At 48.1% G+C, this 14,698-nt stretch carries 14 protein-coding genes; 3 read left to right on the forward strand and 11 right to left on the reverse strand.

Annotation, left to right across the window (positions count from 1 at the left end; translation table 11 throughout):
* The 3 genes from AK963_RS17705 to AK963_RS17715 all read left to right on the forward strand — a co-directional run.
* Positions 1 to 1,801 (forward strand): macro domain-containing protein (locus tag AK963_RS17705; RefSeq protein WP_139117488.1); only part of this gene is annotated, 1,801 nt, incomplete at its 5' end.
* Between the two features lie 269 nt (positions 1,802 to 2,070).
* Entirely contained in the window at positions 2,071 to 3,282 is a 1,212-nt protein-coding gene (locus tag AK963_RS17710) for a hypothetical protein (RefSeq protein ID WP_066016771.1), read from the forward strand.
* 19 nt (positions 3,283 to 3,301) lie between these two features.
* Positions 3,302 to 3,838: a hypothetical protein gene (locus AK963_RS17715; protein ID WP_139117489.1), complete on the forward strand. Its 537-nt coding sequence runs from the start codon at positions 3,302 to 3,304 to the stop codon at positions 3,836 to 3,838.
* 150 nt (positions 3,839 to 3,988) lie between these two features.
* On the opposite strand, the gene AK963_RS17720 is transcribed toward AK963_RS17715, so the two are convergent.
* The 11 genes from AK963_RS17720 to AK963_RS17770 form a co-directional block, all read right to left on the reverse strand.
* The gene (locus AK963_RS17720; RefSeq protein WP_066016773.1) at positions 3,989 to 5,059 is read right to left on the reverse strand and encodes a glycoside hydrolase family 88/105 protein; all 1,071 of its coding nucleotides are present in this window, start codon (positions 5,057 to 5,059) and stop codon (positions 3,989 to 3,991) included.
* Between the two features lie 124 nt (positions 5,060 to 5,183).
* The gene (gene kduD, locus AK963_RS17725) at positions 5,184 to 5,948 is read right to left on the reverse strand and encodes a 2-dehydro-3-deoxy-D-gluconate 5-dehydrogenase KduD (RefSeq protein WP_066016774.1); all 765 of its coding nucleotides are present in this window, start codon (positions 5,946 to 5,948) and stop codon (positions 5,184 to 5,186) included.
* Positions 5,949 to 6,063: 115 nt separating this feature from the next.
* Positions 6,064 to 6,894: a 5-dehydro-4-deoxy-D-glucuronate isomerase gene (gene kduI, locus AK963_RS17730; RefSeq protein WP_066016775.1), complete on the reverse strand. Its 831-nt coding sequence runs from the start codon at positions 6,892 to 6,894 to the stop codon at positions 6,064 to 6,066.
* Positions 6,895 to 7,021: 127 nt separating this feature from the next.
* Positions 7,022 to 7,876: a tagatose bisphosphate family class II aldolase gene (locus AK963_RS17735; protein WP_066016776.1), complete on the reverse strand. Its 855-nt coding sequence runs from the start codon at positions 7,874 to 7,876 to the stop codon at positions 7,022 to 7,024.
* Positions 7,876 to 9,066: an N-acetylglucosamine-6-phosphate deacetylase gene (gene nagA / locus AK963_RS17740; RefSeq protein ID WP_083232739.1), complete on the reverse strand. Its 1,191-nt coding sequence runs from the start codon at positions 9,064 to 9,066 to the stop codon at positions 7,876 to 7,878. The genes AK963_RS17735 and nagA overlap by 1 nt, the downstream gene beginning before the upstream one ends.
* Positions 9,067 to 9,501: a PTS galactosamine/N-acetylgalactosamine transporter subunit IIA gene (agaF, locus tag AK963_RS17745; RefSeq protein ID WP_066016777.1), complete on the reverse strand. Its 435-nt coding sequence runs from the start codon at positions 9,499 to 9,501 to the stop codon at positions 9,067 to 9,069.
* Between the two features lie 121 nt (positions 9,502 to 9,622).
* Positions 9,623 to 10,513 (reverse strand): PTS system mannose/fructose/sorbose family transporter subunit IID, encoded by an 891-nt coding sequence (locus AK963_RS17750; protein ID WP_066016778.1) that lies wholly within the window; start codon positions 10,511 to 10,513, stop codon positions 9,623 to 9,625.
* Positions 10,503 to 11,288, reverse strand: a complete 786-nt coding sequence (gene agaW, locus AK963_RS17755; protein WP_066016779.1) for a PTS N-acetylgalactosamine transporter subunit IIC — start codon at positions 11,286 to 11,288, stop codon at positions 10,503 to 10,505. The genes AK963_RS17750 and agaW overlap by 11 nt, the downstream gene beginning before the upstream one ends.
* 10 nt (positions 11,289 to 11,298) lie before the next feature.
* On the reverse strand, positions 11,299 to 11,778 hold the full coding sequence (gene agaV, locus AK963_RS17760; protein WP_066016780.1) for a PTS N-acetylgalactosamine transporter subunit IIB: 480 nt from the start codon (positions 11,776 to 11,778) through the stop codon (positions 11,299 to 11,301).
* Positions 11,779 to 11,904: 126 nt separating this feature from the next.
* Entirely contained in the window at positions 11,905 to 13,074 is a 1,170-nt protein-coding gene (locus AK963_RS17765) for an SIS domain-containing protein (RefSeq protein WP_066016781.1), read from the reverse strand.
* Between the two features lie 219 nt (positions 13,075 to 13,293).
* A complete protein-coding gene (locus AK963_RS17770; protein ID WP_066016782.1) occupies positions 13,294 to 14,565 on the reverse strand; it encodes a D-tagatose-bisphosphate aldolase, class II, non-catalytic subunit in 1,272 nt (423 codons plus the stop codon).
* Positions 14,566 to 14,698 lie beyond the last annotated feature (133 nt).

Raw genomic sequence — 14,698 nt, forward strand, 5'->3', positions numbered from 1 at the left:
GATCATCCTGAGTTTTAATCTGACTGGCTATTTGATCTACCAGTTTTTCGTTGATTTCAACGCTCATTGTTATTCTCCATTTTGGAGTATTAACGACAAGCGTTTACACAATTTAAATTACATTCCCAGCAAAACTACTCCTAAAGAATTATATGAATGCCTTAGCAAAGTTAAAGTGAATCTAGCGGCTACCACACCTTCCACAATACGCTCCGAAAATACCTCCGTAACCGGCGCAGCAGCACCGGCCTCCCACTCTGGTAACAGTTTTTCTGGCAAAGTGAGAACGGCCATGCACTCTGGCGGTGTGATTGATTATGCCAGAGAATATGCCAGACAATATGGTCATCCATTCTCCCTGGCGATCTCTAATGACTCGGAAATGACTCATCAAGGCGCTGTTTCCCAACAATTGGTAAAACTAGCTGGCAAGCGATATACAGACGCAACTGAATCGGCACTCCTACAGGCCAAACGCGGTGATGTTTATGCCCCTGCACCAGTTGGAAAGTGCTACACCACCTCATCATTTGGATTTCATGCTCAAACCAACGGCCATTGCCAGCTTATTCATAACGTTATACCTCAGGTGAAACCTGATCATCCTTCCCTGTCAGAATTAAATATTTTTCAGGAAAAATTGAAAGAGTCATTGGCATCCCTGTTACAGCAAGGGTCTGAACAACGACCTGGTCAACCCATTATCTGCAGTCTTATAGCATGTGGAGGTAGAGGTGGCAGCGGTACTGAACTGGCGGAGGCATTATACAAGGCCTACCAGGAGTGCAGCCATTTGCCCGACCTACCAGAAATTATTCTGGTGGGCTGGAAGGAGCCCGACAACCCTAACCCTCAAGACCAGAAAACCATTAAGGAATTCGAAACCAAATGGCGTAGACTAACCTCCTCACCTGCTAATAGTCAGCCTGCTTCTAAGCGCTCTGATATGCGACCATCAAGTAGACATCCGGTCGCAAGTCATAAAAAGCCAGAAGCCATTACCCCTCCATACGCTCCCCCTGCTCCCTACATGGCAAGCCGTAGTCACGTATCTGGCACAACAGGAACGTTACGTGTAAACCCTGCCAGTACCAGAATATCCGGTCATACAGCAGGAGCATCAGCCTCTCAAGGGGCAACAGGGGGTAGTTCAAGCACCTTAAGTCTGCGTCCTGGGCTGACTATGACTATGCATAGTGATGGTGTGCTCGGCTATGCCAAAGAGTATTGTGTAGACAAATCGAAAAGATTCGGCCTGGTGAATCCAGCGAATGAAGATATGAAACATGAGGCAGGTTTGGCTCAAATTATAGCGTCTAAGGCAGGTGATCGCTTTATCCATGAAACTCAAACCCAAGCTAAAGCCAAAGGAAAAATTCGGGCGGGACAGTGTCTCACCACACCCTCATATGGCTACAAAGGCGAATCCCAAAGTTTTTGCCATTATATCCATAATGCAGTAGCTCCATTTGCTCCATTGGAAGGAGTTTCAAAAAGTGTTTTACAGAGATACAAGAGTGATTTTCAAAAAACTATTGTATCCCTGTTGGTTCACGCCATTGAATATAACAGTCAGTATGTTATGTGCAGTTTCATTGGCTGTGGTACTTTTGGTGGTAGTGGAAGCGACTTGGCTGATGCCGTTCATGCTGCCTATAACGATCCACGATTTAAGCATGGCAAGATTCCCGAGTTGACTCTGGTTGGCTGGAGTAATTCACCATCGGGTGCTGATCAAAAGATCTATGATGCTTTTAGTCGCCGTTGGAATGCCCTGGAAAACGGTCAACCTTATGATTGATGACTCCGGCTGCCATTAGCTGATCAGTAAAACCAGGATACTTACCCAGTATCCTGCCATGGTTCGGTAGAGCTGAGCAAATGGCATATGCTCTGCCTGAATGAGGATCACTCAGAGTATGTGTGCGCTTCCTCAGTTACGCATTCTGAACACTTACTGAATTTATGAAAAATTAAAGGAATGTTTTCAGGCATCAAAAAATAAATTAACAATGTTACTTATGTAGCTATTTTTTCAAACTAACTTCTATTTATTAAAGGATTTTTTTTATGGACACTACAAGTACAATATTAATTCAAAAAATGATAGAACGTGGTCGTTATCAAATAAATGATCAATTAGGGATAATAGAATCAAAACAATATGGTTTTCCAGTTATCTGGAATGGTCATGATGTCAAATCAATTGATACATCAGAATTGGGCGATAATCTGGATAGATGTCAAAGAACCTTAACAGCCTACAAGACATCGCTGCACAGCATGAACACTACGGCAACAATGAGACTTGTCGAAAAAACGCCAAAACAATCTCAACGTGAAAGAGCGACACCTGATTTAAGTTACTCGTCGAGAATAGCAAGTGCTTCCCAAAAAGAAACCAAGGTACCCGCAGGCCGATTTTACGCGGTAATCGTACCGTATCAAACATCGACACCGATGGCTCAAGCCCAGGTACTTCAACGACATATACAATCAGTGATCATAAACGCTCCAAGAGATCAAAAAATTTACATTATGTATTCAGCGCACCATAAAGCTGTAAAAGATGTTCATAACGATTACCCTCTTAATACAATTCGAGGGGGTAAGCAGGCTGATGTGCTTAAAGAATTAGGTAGCTCATTGGGAGCTACAGCTACTTCACTTGGGCAGCGAGTGTTTGCAACCCCAATTCCTCTTCAAGGCGCCTCAATGCTGCATGCAAAAAAAGCTATAAAGCATATAAACGGCTTGGTAAAGAATGGTCATTTAGTTATAGCCATCCGTAATGAAGATTGCCAAACCGGTCAATTCGCTTATGGCATTAAAAAAAATGGTAAATTTGATCCGGATTGTGATCCTGAAGTTGTCCGATATTTGCAAAATCAAATGGGAAAAATGGAACAAAGACCGTCACATTCAAGCCCTCGTGTCTACACCACTACTGAAACTTCTTCAAAACGTAAACCCGGATATATGAATCCTGTACAGGAAAAAATCCAGAAACTGACACCATCAAGAGCACGAAGCACTATTTCTTCTGCTGCCACTCCGAAACACAACCTCGGAAGGGAAGTCGATGATCTACAAAGACAAATGCATAATCTGCCACTACCATCTTCAGACTCAGGAACTGGTATGGCTTCTACTGCCATCCCAAAGCGTAACCACGGAAAGGGGGTCGATCATTTACAACAGCAAATGCAGGATCTGACACCCCCCCCCCCCCCCACACTCCTCACGAGGCTACGTGCCTTATGTTGCTTCTCCAAAACGTAAACCTGGAGATGACAGATATGTGCAACAGCAAATGCAGGCTTCAGCACTACTACCTTCACGTTCGCGGGCTACAGATTCTTCTGCATCAAGAACGAGTCAGGTATATCATGCTCCATCAGTTGCCACGCATTCTCCTGATGGTAATGTGCACTTTGCTTTAGAGGACGCCAACGTATTTTTACTGTTTAAGAAGATGGAAGGTCTTAAACTCAAAAAAATAGAAGATAAGAATAAAGTTGAGTTTCAACTCAGCACTGATACACAACGTGATGTAACAAATGTTTGCATTACTCCTCACCCTGACTCATCCAATCTTGTTGAGGCAAGAAAACAGTTAGAGAGAGTTTATACAGAATTTATGGATAAGTGCCGCGTTAGGGAAATATCAGTTCCTCAACATAAGCAGAAAAGCATCGTTGATTTGGCGTTAAAGGAAGTTGAAGGCATGTACTTTAATTTAGTTACTTACAGAGAAGGAAGAGAGCTTGCATTCTTTGGAGTAGGAAAGACTGCTGAAGAAGCATGTAAAGAGTTTCAAACTCTTTTAGGCTCATAAAATATGGATAAATATGATTGATTATTTTTTTATTTAGTATTTTTAAAATAGCAATAGAGATTTCAACCAGTCAGTATTTTTCAGAAACGAACAAAGGTTAAAGTGAACAAGTCACCTTAACCTTTTGTTTAAATAATTTACTTTTCTTGATTAAGCACAGAGCCTGGCAACTTCTTCTGCTGCCAGCAGGAATGCGCCTGCGCCGTAATCAATGTTGTGCTCTTTTTTGGTCTCCCTTGGGTTAAAGGCAGGTAACTGAACCCATCCCATCATACCGTCATCGTGTACGCAGGTTTTCAGTGCAGCCCACGCTTTCTCCAGGGCAGGCATATAGACATCACGATCCAGAACACCGTGGTTGATACCCCATGCCAGGCCATGAGCAAACAGAGAGGTAGCGCTGGATTCCGGTGCAGGGAAGCTCTGTGGATCAAGCATGCTGGCGCGCCAGAAGCCATCTTCACCCTGCAGTTTGACAACGGCAGCCATCAGCTTTGTAAACAGATCAAGGTACTTCTGGCGATCAGCATAGTCTTCAGGCAGATGATCAACAACACGACAGATTGCAGAAACTACCCAGCCATTGCCCCGGCCCCAGAATACTTTCTCACCATTTTCTTCACGCAGTTCACTGCCCTGACCATCCGGAATATAACGCTTGTCGCGGAAGAACAAGTCTGTTTCCGGATCGAAAAGGTATTCAATACTGTCCCACCACATGGTATTCATGGCTTCCAGATATTTCTGGTCACCGGTCATTTCTGTCAGCATGGCAAACGCAGGTGGTGCCATAAACAGGGAATCACACCACCACCAGTCTTCCCGACCCGGTTTTGGGTCATTCATCATAAGATCAAACGCTGCCTTTGAAGACTCAGTCATAAAGTCTTCTTTCATCGCCTGATAGAGCTCGAGATAGGTCTGACAGCAGCAGTGGTCGTCAGCAAAACGGTCTTCAGGACCCACATCCCATTTATTGCTTTTTGCCCACTTGATAGCAGCGTTCAAATACTGACTGTCATCAGTGGCTCGCCAGGTTGCCATCACGCCGGGATACATAACTGCACGTTCCCAGTCGGTACCTTTTAATACCCGGGTTGCACCACTGCGACGGATCCAGGACTTGGTTGGATTAGCCAGCTGCCAGTCACACACCATACGCATCAGCTTCACTGCTTCTGCATGATCAAAAACGGCAGGAAGAGTCTTTTGTTCAGTCATCGTCGTATTAATCTGTTTTCGTGAAAAGCGCTTTCGTATGGTGGGAATCAGGAAATACAAAGGGCTTTTCTTTACCCATGAGCATTTGTAAATAAGGGCTCTGTTGAGCCCTTATTTATCTGGATTAACGAGCCAGCCAGCCGCCATCTACTGCTACGGTGTAACCGTTAACGTAGTCACTGACAGCAGAAGCCAGGAAGACAACAGGGCCAGCCAGATCTTCTGGAGTACCCCAGCGGTTAGCAGGAATGCGACCCAGGATTTCAGCATTACGCTTCTCATCAGCACGCAGGGCAGTGGTATTGTCAGTTGCCATGTAGCCTGGAGCGATGGCATTAACGTTAATGCCGTGCTGAGCCCACTCACAGGCCAGCAGGCGGGTCAGGCCAGCAATACCACTCTTACTGGAAGTGTAGGAAGGTACGCGGATACCACCCTGGAAGGACAACATGGATGCAATATTAATGATCTTGCCGCCGTTACCCTGCTCCAGGAACTGCTTGGCAACCGCCTGGCTCAGGAAGAATGGGGTCTTCAGGTTAATATCCATAACCTCATCCCAGTCTTTTTCACTGAAATTCACGGAATCTTCACGACGGATGATGCCGGCATTGTTCACCAGGATATCAATACGACCGAAGACTTCGACAGTCTCCTTCACAATGCGATCAACCGGCTCAATGCTCAGCAGGTTGGCTTCAACGAAGTGAAAACGACGACCAGCTGCTTCGATTTTCTCACGGGTTTCTGGCGCGTCAATATGACCAACGGCACAGATATCTGCACCCGCTTGAGCCAGAGCAACCGCCATACCCTGTCCCAGACCGGTATTCGCACCAGTTACCAGGGCAACTTTACCTTCGAGGCTGAAAGAAAACTGTTGAGTCATGGGAATCCCTTAATCCTGGTATTCCCAAAGACCATAATGGGAACACCTGTTCTGAAAACTTATATAAGTTGTTTGGTTTGCTTCCCATGCAGGGCATGGGAACATTGCCGGCCTGTTACTTCAGGTCTGCCATTGGCACGAAGTCCATATCGGAGAAGGTCTGGTTCTCACCAGCCATGCCCCAGATGAATGTATAGTTGGAGCTGCCAACACCGGAGTGGATGGACCAGCTTGGGCTGATAACCGCCTGTTCGTTGCGCACTACCAGGTGACGCGTCTCTGTTGGTTCACCCATCATGTGGAAAACAACACCGTCGTCTTTCATATCGAAGTAGAAGTACACTTCCATACGACGCTCATGGGTATGGCAAGGCATGGTGTTCCAGATGCTGCCTGGCTCAAGAATGGTCATGCCCATCGCCAGCTGACAGGTGTCCAGAACAGCTGGAACCATGTATTTGTAAATGGTGCGACGGTTACAGGTTTCAGAGTCACCCAGTGTTTCCGGGCTGGCCATTTCCTGAGTGATTTTCTTGGTTGGATAGGCTGCATGGGCTGGAGCACTGTTCAGGTAGAACTTGGCTGGCTTGTCAGCATCAACGCTGGCAAAGGCGACTTCTTTCGCGCCCATGCCGATATACAGTGCTTCGCGGCTGCCAATTTCGTGCTCAACACCATCAACAATGATGATGCCGGCTTCGCCAATATTGATAGCACCCAGCTCACGACGGGCCAGGAAGAAGTCAGCACCAATTTCCTTACCGGCTTCCAGTTTCACCGCTTCAGTACCAGGCATACAACCACCGGCAATCACACGGTCAACATGGCTGTACGTCAGGTTAATGGTGCCGTTGGCAAAAATGCCATCGATCAGAAACTCACGACGCAGTCCTTCGGTGTCCAGTTGTTTGGCATGATCACTGTGAATAGGCTGACGGATTTCCATAAGTCTCTCTTTCTCTGTTCTTGCTCATCAAAAGATGTGTACTGACACACCTTCTTCGAATTCGGAAAAAAAAGTCCGCCCGAAGACGGACAAAGGCTACTTGGTTCTTTACACACTCAGCACCGCATTAAGCGCGGTTGCTGCTTCCACACATATCAATCTTTTCGCGGATCAGAGCAGCCATGGCGTCTTTACCTGGCTCCATGTACTTGCGAGGGTCATTGGCGTCTGGGTTAGCCAGGAAGTACTCCTTTACCTTGTCGGAGAAGGCAATCTTCAGTTCAGTGGCAACGTTTACCTTGGTAACACCCAGCTCGATGGTGCGACGAACATCAGCAGAAGCGATACCGGAAGCACCGTGAAGCACCAGCGGAGCAGTCGTGACGTTACGAATTTCCGCCAGACGCTCAAAGTCCAGCTTTGGCTCAGACTTGTACATACCGTGGGCAGTACCGATGGCAACCGCCAGAGAGTCGATGCCAGTACGTTCAATAAATTCGGCAGCCTGTGCAGGGTTGGTGTACAGCGCATCTTTTTCATCAACAATCAGGTCATCTTCCTGACCACCCAGACGTCCCAGTTCTGCTTCTACGGTAACGTCACGGGCATGAGCGTATTGCACCACTTCACGGACGATGCGGATGTTTTCTTCAAAGTCATGATGGGAGCCATCGATCATCACAGACTTCACACCCATATCAATCAATGGCTTGATCGCGCCCAGCGACTCGTGGTGATCCAGGTGCAAGGCGATGGGAATATCGTGAATTTCAGACGCTGTCTGGGCAATCGCCACCAGGTAGCGGGCTCCTGCGTAGCTGATGGTACCCGGTGTGCCCGCCAGGATAATCGGGGAGCGCATTTCCGCAGCTGTTTCAACAACAACGCGAACAGTTTCCAGGTTATGGATATTAAAAGCTGGCACTGCGTATTGATTAGCCTGAGCATCCAGCAACATTTGTCTTGTTGAATAAAGTGCCATTAATTTGTCTCACTCCAAGCAGAAAATATCTGCTGACCTTTAACGAGTGTCAGCAGTACATTAAAATCGTCGTCCATTACCGTGAGGCTGGCTTCCATACCTGCAGCAATGGATCCCATCCGGTCATTTACCCCAAGAATTCGAGCGGGTACTTCAGATGCCATTCTGACGGCATCCCACTCAGGCACTTCTGCCAGACGGGTCATATTTCTAATGGCCATGTTCAGCGACAGTGTACTGCCAGCTAATGAACCGCATTCCGTGCGAGCTACGCCATTTTTTACCTGAACCGGTAATTCCCCCAACTGATACGTTCCATCAGGCAAGCCACCAGCACACATACAATCTGTAATGAGTGCAGACCTTTCCGTCCCCTTGCACTTCCAGCTCAGCTTAAGAACAGCCGGATGAACATGAACGCCATCTGCAATCATTTCTGCGATCACGGAGTCACTGGCCAGCATGGCGCCAACACAGCCTGGCTCGCGATGATGCAAACCACTCATCCCGTTGTAGAGGTGAACCCCGATAGTGGCACCCGCCTCAATGCAGTCTTCCACCTGGTCGTAGGTTGCATCGGTATGCCCCATGGCAACACGAACACCACTGGCAACCAGTTGTTTCGTTGCTTCAACAGCACCTTCGGTTTCAGGAGCCAGTGCAACAACTTTCAAAGAGTCACCGGCCACTTCAAGCAGGTCAGCAATACGCTCCTGAGAAGGAGCCAGAAAAAACTGTTCCGGGTGAGCACCTTTATGTCGGGGTGTAAAAAACGGGCCTTCAACATAAGTACCCAGGATTTCGGATCCGCCCTCTATACCAACAGCCATGGTGCTTTTGACATTAGCCAGTGCTGCGAGAATCTTCTGCCAGGGAGCCGTTACGGTGGTTCCCAGAAATCCAACGACACCCGTCTTTGGAAGATCTCTGGCAATGGTTGCCAGGGCTTCCGGAGTCGCATCCATGGTGTCTGCACCACTCTGGCCATGAATATGCATGTCAATCAGGCCAGGCATCAGCTTGTGATTGCCCAGATCCACCAGCGTGTAGTCAGCCTTGAGGCTGTCACTTACCGAATCAATACGGCCATTACTGATGTGAACAAACGCATTTTCAAGAATGCCTTCAGGCGTAAAAACCTGAGCCGCTTTCAGTGCATAATGGCTGTCAGTGATGCAATCCATCATCATTCAGATTCCGTCATCCGCTGCATCAGTGCTTTTCACAGCACGCAGTTCCTGCTGGAAGCTCTTGATGTTTTCAACACCGGTTTCCATCACCTGTTTAACCAGCTCACCCAGCTCCATACCATCACGCTCAAGGCAGGCTTCGGCGGCCATCACCAGGTTGGTACCGGAAATAACATCTGCATTGCTCATTTCAGACGCAACCTTGGCAGAGCGCTGAAAAGGAGAGCCACCAGGAATGTCGGTCAGGAACAGAACACCGTCACCACTGTCAACCTTGTCAGCCGCTTCACGTATTTTCTGTTCCAGTTCGTCGGTAGACATGGACTCCAGAAAGTCCACATATTCAACCTGTTCACTATCACCAGCGATTGCATTGACTGCAGACTGATAACCAGTAGCGAAGTTAAGGTGCCCGGTGATTACGAGACCGATCATGTTGATTTCCTCATTACTTCAAATGCCATCCTGATGTGGTACAGGGAGAAGACGACACTTTTAAGGACGATTAAGAGCTAAGGTTTTCAAGAGGGGGAGTCATTCCCCCTGCCTGAATTGATTACAGAATACCCAGATACTTACCGGCGATACCGATCACCATGGTCAGGCCAATCAGACCGCTGGGTGATTTACCCTTTTGCACCAGGTAGTACATCAGGAATACAAAGCCCAGAGGCAGAAGGTTCGGCATGATCTTGTCGAGCAGATCCGTCTGTATGTGCACTGTCGCCTGTCCAGCCTCCACCACCAGCGGTGTGGAGATCTTGATAAAGCTGGCACTCAGTGCGCCCACTACGGTCAGACCAAGAATGGTGGCCGCACGGGACAGCAGAACCGTTTTCTCTTTCAGCTGAGCCAGGGCGTTAACACCGGACTGGTAGCCGTAGAAAGTCAGCCAGAAGTACAGTGGGAAGTGCACCATCTGGTACAGGAAGAAGAACACAAAAGGTCCCGCCACACTGCCATCCAGGGCAATGGATGCACCGATACCCAGGGTAATTGGCATCAGGGTCATGTGGTCGATAGCATCACCGATACCACCTGTTGGCCCCATGGCCGCTACTTTCAGAGAACGAATGGTGCTTGGCTTCTCTTTGTTCTGTTCCATCGCTGCCACCAGGCCAACGATGAAGGTGAACAGCTTTGGAGAAGCATTGAAGAGCTCAAGGTGCATCTTCAATGACTTAGCCAGGTCATTCTTGTTCTTGTGGATCTTTTTCAGGATCGGGATCAGGGTGTAAGCCCAGCCGCCGGCCTGCATACGTTCATAGTTAAAGTTACCTTCCATGAACAGACCGCGGATAGAGATCTTCCACAGGTCTTTCTTGGTGATAACTTCTTCTTTGGACTGATCTTCAAAGAAATCCTGATTCAGGACTTCATCGCTGACACCGTCTACCAGCGCTTTGCTTTCAGCGATGTCGTTGCTGTATGTGGTATCAGATGCCATCGCTGAAATCTCCATGGGCAGAAGCAGGTTGAGCCTGAGCAACGGTCTGCTGACGTTCTACTCGCATCATGTAATCAAGTACGGCAACACAGGTACCGAGAATGGCAACAGCCAGTACCGGTAGCTTCAGGTAAGTCACCAGTACGAAGCCGATAAAGAAGTAAGCTGCCACTTCTTTCTTGAGCATGATTTTCAGCAGCATGGCAAAACCAATGGCTGGCATCATACGACCAGCGGCTGACAATCCGGCAAGTACTTCTTCTGGCAGCAGCGCAACAATGGCACCCGCAGTTTCTGAACCAAAGTAAATCGGCAGGAAAGCAACCAAAGCGTAGATAAAGGCACGAACACCAAGGCCCAGGTAGAGCATGTTGTCGATACCACGGGTATTGCAGCTTCTGGCGTATTCATCACACTTGTGCATTACCGGAGCGAACGCAGTGAACAACAGCACAATCAGACTCTGCATGGCCACAGCGAATGGCATGGCGATACCAATACCCACTTCAGGGTTTTCGCCGGTCAGGATAACGAATGCGGTACCAATAATGGCGCCGATGGTGACATCGGGTGGCTGGGCACCAGCATTAGGAACCAGACCAAGCCAGGCCAGTTCCATGGCAGCACCGGCCATCAGGCCTGTCTGCAGGTCACCCATGATCAGACCGACAACGGTACCGGTGATCAGTGGGCGGTGAATATTCAGTGCAACATCGTACTTGTCGATGCCGCACAGCGCCGCCCAGAGGGCGACGAGTATGGCTTCCATTAACATGCGTGTCCCCTCAGAGTGCGCTCATGATTTCGATTGGTTCTTCTTCTGGCAGACGCTGGATGGTGCATTCAATGCCCATTTCAGTCAGCTCACGGAATGCGTCGATATCGCTCTGATCTACGGAAACGGTTTTGTGGATCTGGTTCTTGCCTTCGCTGAAGTGCATGTTACCCACGTTAACTTTGGTGAAAGGCACACCGCCTTTAGCCAGACGCAGAACGTCCTGAGGAGTTTCAACCACCATCACGATTTTCTGTGCGGCACTTGCCTTGTGAATAACGTCGATGGTTTTCTGAATAGAGAAATAACGGGTAGCCATTCCCGGAGGAGCAGCCATGTCCATCAGGTTCTGGCGGACAGGGTCTTCAGATGCGGAATCATTCGCCACCAGAATCAGGTTACCGCCAGCATGATGGCTCCAGGTAATCGCGATCTGGCCATGCAGCATTCGGTTATCAATACGAACCAGCACAATATTAGGGGTGTTCATGTACCGTACTCCTGAAAGTCTCTAACCAATAGATCTCAAATTTTTTTGAAAATGCCGCCGGAACATTTTCATTCCCTTATCAATGGGAGGTGGCGGCATTTCCAGCTCAAGGCTTTGTTATTGGGCTCAAGGCTGCTTGCTATAAGGGTGAATAATGACGCCCTGGACGACCCTGTTTACTTCACCTGTGGGACAGGGGTTATCCGGTGTTATTTGCAATTGTACGGATTTAAAGAATGCAAAAACTTGAGCTAGAGCAATGAAAGGAAACGAAAGCCAAACATTTTCAGTTTTAAGTGTTTGCCCTAATGTCATCACATTACCCTTTCGAACGTCATCTTCGACTTCATCAGAGATGGCGAGAATGTGAGCAGCTTTATCATCACGACGGAGTTCAGCCAGCAGATCCAGATCATACTGTCGTGTGTATGAGTCATTGGTCATGAACTCAATGATCACTGTCTTGTCGTTAATGATGGATTTAGGGCCGTGACGGAAACCAAGAGGAGAGTCAAAAACAGAGACAACCTTACCGGCAGTCAGCTCCAGAAATTTCAGGGAGGCTTCCTGAGCCAGCCCCTGCAGGCTTGAACTGCCAAGGAACACCAGTCGATCGAAATCCGTGGATGCCAGGGCTTTCAGTTCTTCCGTTTTTTCTTCCAGTAACTGTTCAGTCACCTGGCTGATACGGTCAACCAGTTCAGTCGTGCCCTGCTGCGGGTCGAAAATGCACAGTGCACTCAGCATCATGCTGGTGAAGCTGCTGGTCATGGCAAAACTTTTGTCATTAGTACCTTCTGGCATCAGCAGGCAAAACATTTTCTCAGATTCACTGCTGGCTTTTGCCAGGGCTCCTTCAGAATTACAGGTCAACACCAGGTGATAGCATTCCTGCAAACACTGATCAGCCAGCTGAACAGTGGCAACGCTTTCAGGGCTATTGCCAGAGCGGGCAAAAGAGATCACCAGTGTTGGTAGCTGTTCAGCAAAACACTCGGCAGGAGATGCGACGATATCGGTTGTACTGATGGCCTCAAATCGATGACCAGTCACTTTGGCCAGGTGAGGTGCAACCACTTTACCGGCAAATGCAGAAGTACCGGCACCAGCAAGCACAACTCTCAGGTTTTCTTTCGCCAGAAGCGGAGACAGAAATGCGTTCAACTCTGAACGACGTTCATTCACCTCAGCAACGGCATCGCGCCATACTCGTGGCTGCTGGCTGACTTCCTTCGCAGTGAACTCACCTCCGATATCCCGGAGCTGGCTCTCATCTAAACCCAGGTAACTGCTCATCTCTCTTCTCTACTCTTTTATTTAAACGATTTATTAAAAAAACGTTCAAAATTGCCAGTTAAGGTATCTTTCAGGTTTTGCCGGAGTGTTTCTGAGCTTTTTAAGGCCAGAAGACCCCCCTCCGACAAAACAGAACTTTTTGTCAGCGAATTTAAAAACGGATTTGTTTTCTAATGGTTTCAAGCCTTCTATGCGCTCAAGAAGACTTGGAACCCGTGATCAACAGGCTTTCGCGTAATCTTCAGTCACCTGCATAACACGGTGATGAATCAGTGATCTGGCAGTGCCTTTAATTTCACCACGACGTATCGCCCAGTACTGCTCTGGCAGATACTGGCTGACCAGCGGCATCGGAATAACTCTGGACTCCAGGTTCTCCAGCAGAGCGGTCAGTGCTTTTTCTGCTCTTTCGCTGTTCCAGTAGTAACGGATACGGTCGCTGTAACTGTAGGTTCTTGCAAAACGACGATCGTCGTCGTTACCAGCGTAATACTTTTCCCAGTTACCGGGATTGGCCATCATCTCTTCTTCCATGGCTTCACGGATATGAGAGCGCTTCGCTTCCGGTACCAGAGAGTCTTCAATATGTGCAAGGGCATAAAGCGCTTCACGCATGGCAAAAGTGAGCTGTGGACCTACTTTCAATATGGCAAAATGATCACGAACCAGTGCTTTATAAGCATCAGGTGTTTGGTAATCGGTGGAATGCGCTTCAAAAACGATGTTCGGATCCGCTTCAATAAAGCGACTCAGATCAACGGCTTTTTCAGGCTGATAATCGATAACAGACGTGTGGTCGAACTCAACACCCGGCTGAACTACCAGACCGACTACACGCTGCCAGGCACTCTCAAGGCCAGCTTCTTCAAATATTTGTCGGTGGCAGTCCAGCGTATAACTGGCGCGTTCAGGCGTAGTGATATGAAGACCGGAAATTTCTTCCGCTTCACCACCCGGGACAGGAACTTCGGTTCCGATGACATAAACAATATTGGACTGACCGAAACACTCAACTGCCGTTGTTTCAGCCACTTTACACAGATCAGCGGCACGCTGGGCAACCATTTCATCACTCAGAACAGCAGGGTCGTCCTGACAGCTCATGCTGGCGTCTAGGTGGATTTTGGTAAATCCGGCAGCAACGTAAGCCTTGATCAGCTCACGGGACTTTTCCATTGCGGAGGCTGCTGGTTCATTCTGCCAGCAGTTAGGCCCCAGATGATCACCACCCAGCCAGATATTTTCTACCGGAAAATCAAGCTCACGGGCGATATCATAAACGTATTCGCGAAAAGCAACCGGGTTCATGTCGGTGTAACCACCGAATTGGTTAACCTGATTAGAGGTTGCCTCAATCAGGACTCCGGAGCCATCTTTTCTGGCCTGCAGAATAGCGGCTTCAAGAACCAGCCGGTTAGCGGAGCAAATGGAGTAAACCCCACACTGTGCTCCCTGTTTATGACGCCTGATGATCTCAATTAAACTGCTCACAGCAACACCTTATACCAATTCCATTTTTAAATTATGAAATAACAGCCCATGAACGGGAGCATAGACTTTTCAATCGGCCAACTTCAGAAAGTAATTCATTCCATGCCTCACAGCATTTATTGATAATATCTTC

It is taken from the genome of Endozoicomonas atrinae (genome assembly GCF_001647025.1).
GTDB lineage: Bacteria > Pseudomonadota > Gammaproteobacteria > Pseudomonadales > Endozoicomonadaceae > Endozoicomonas > Endozoicomonas atrinae.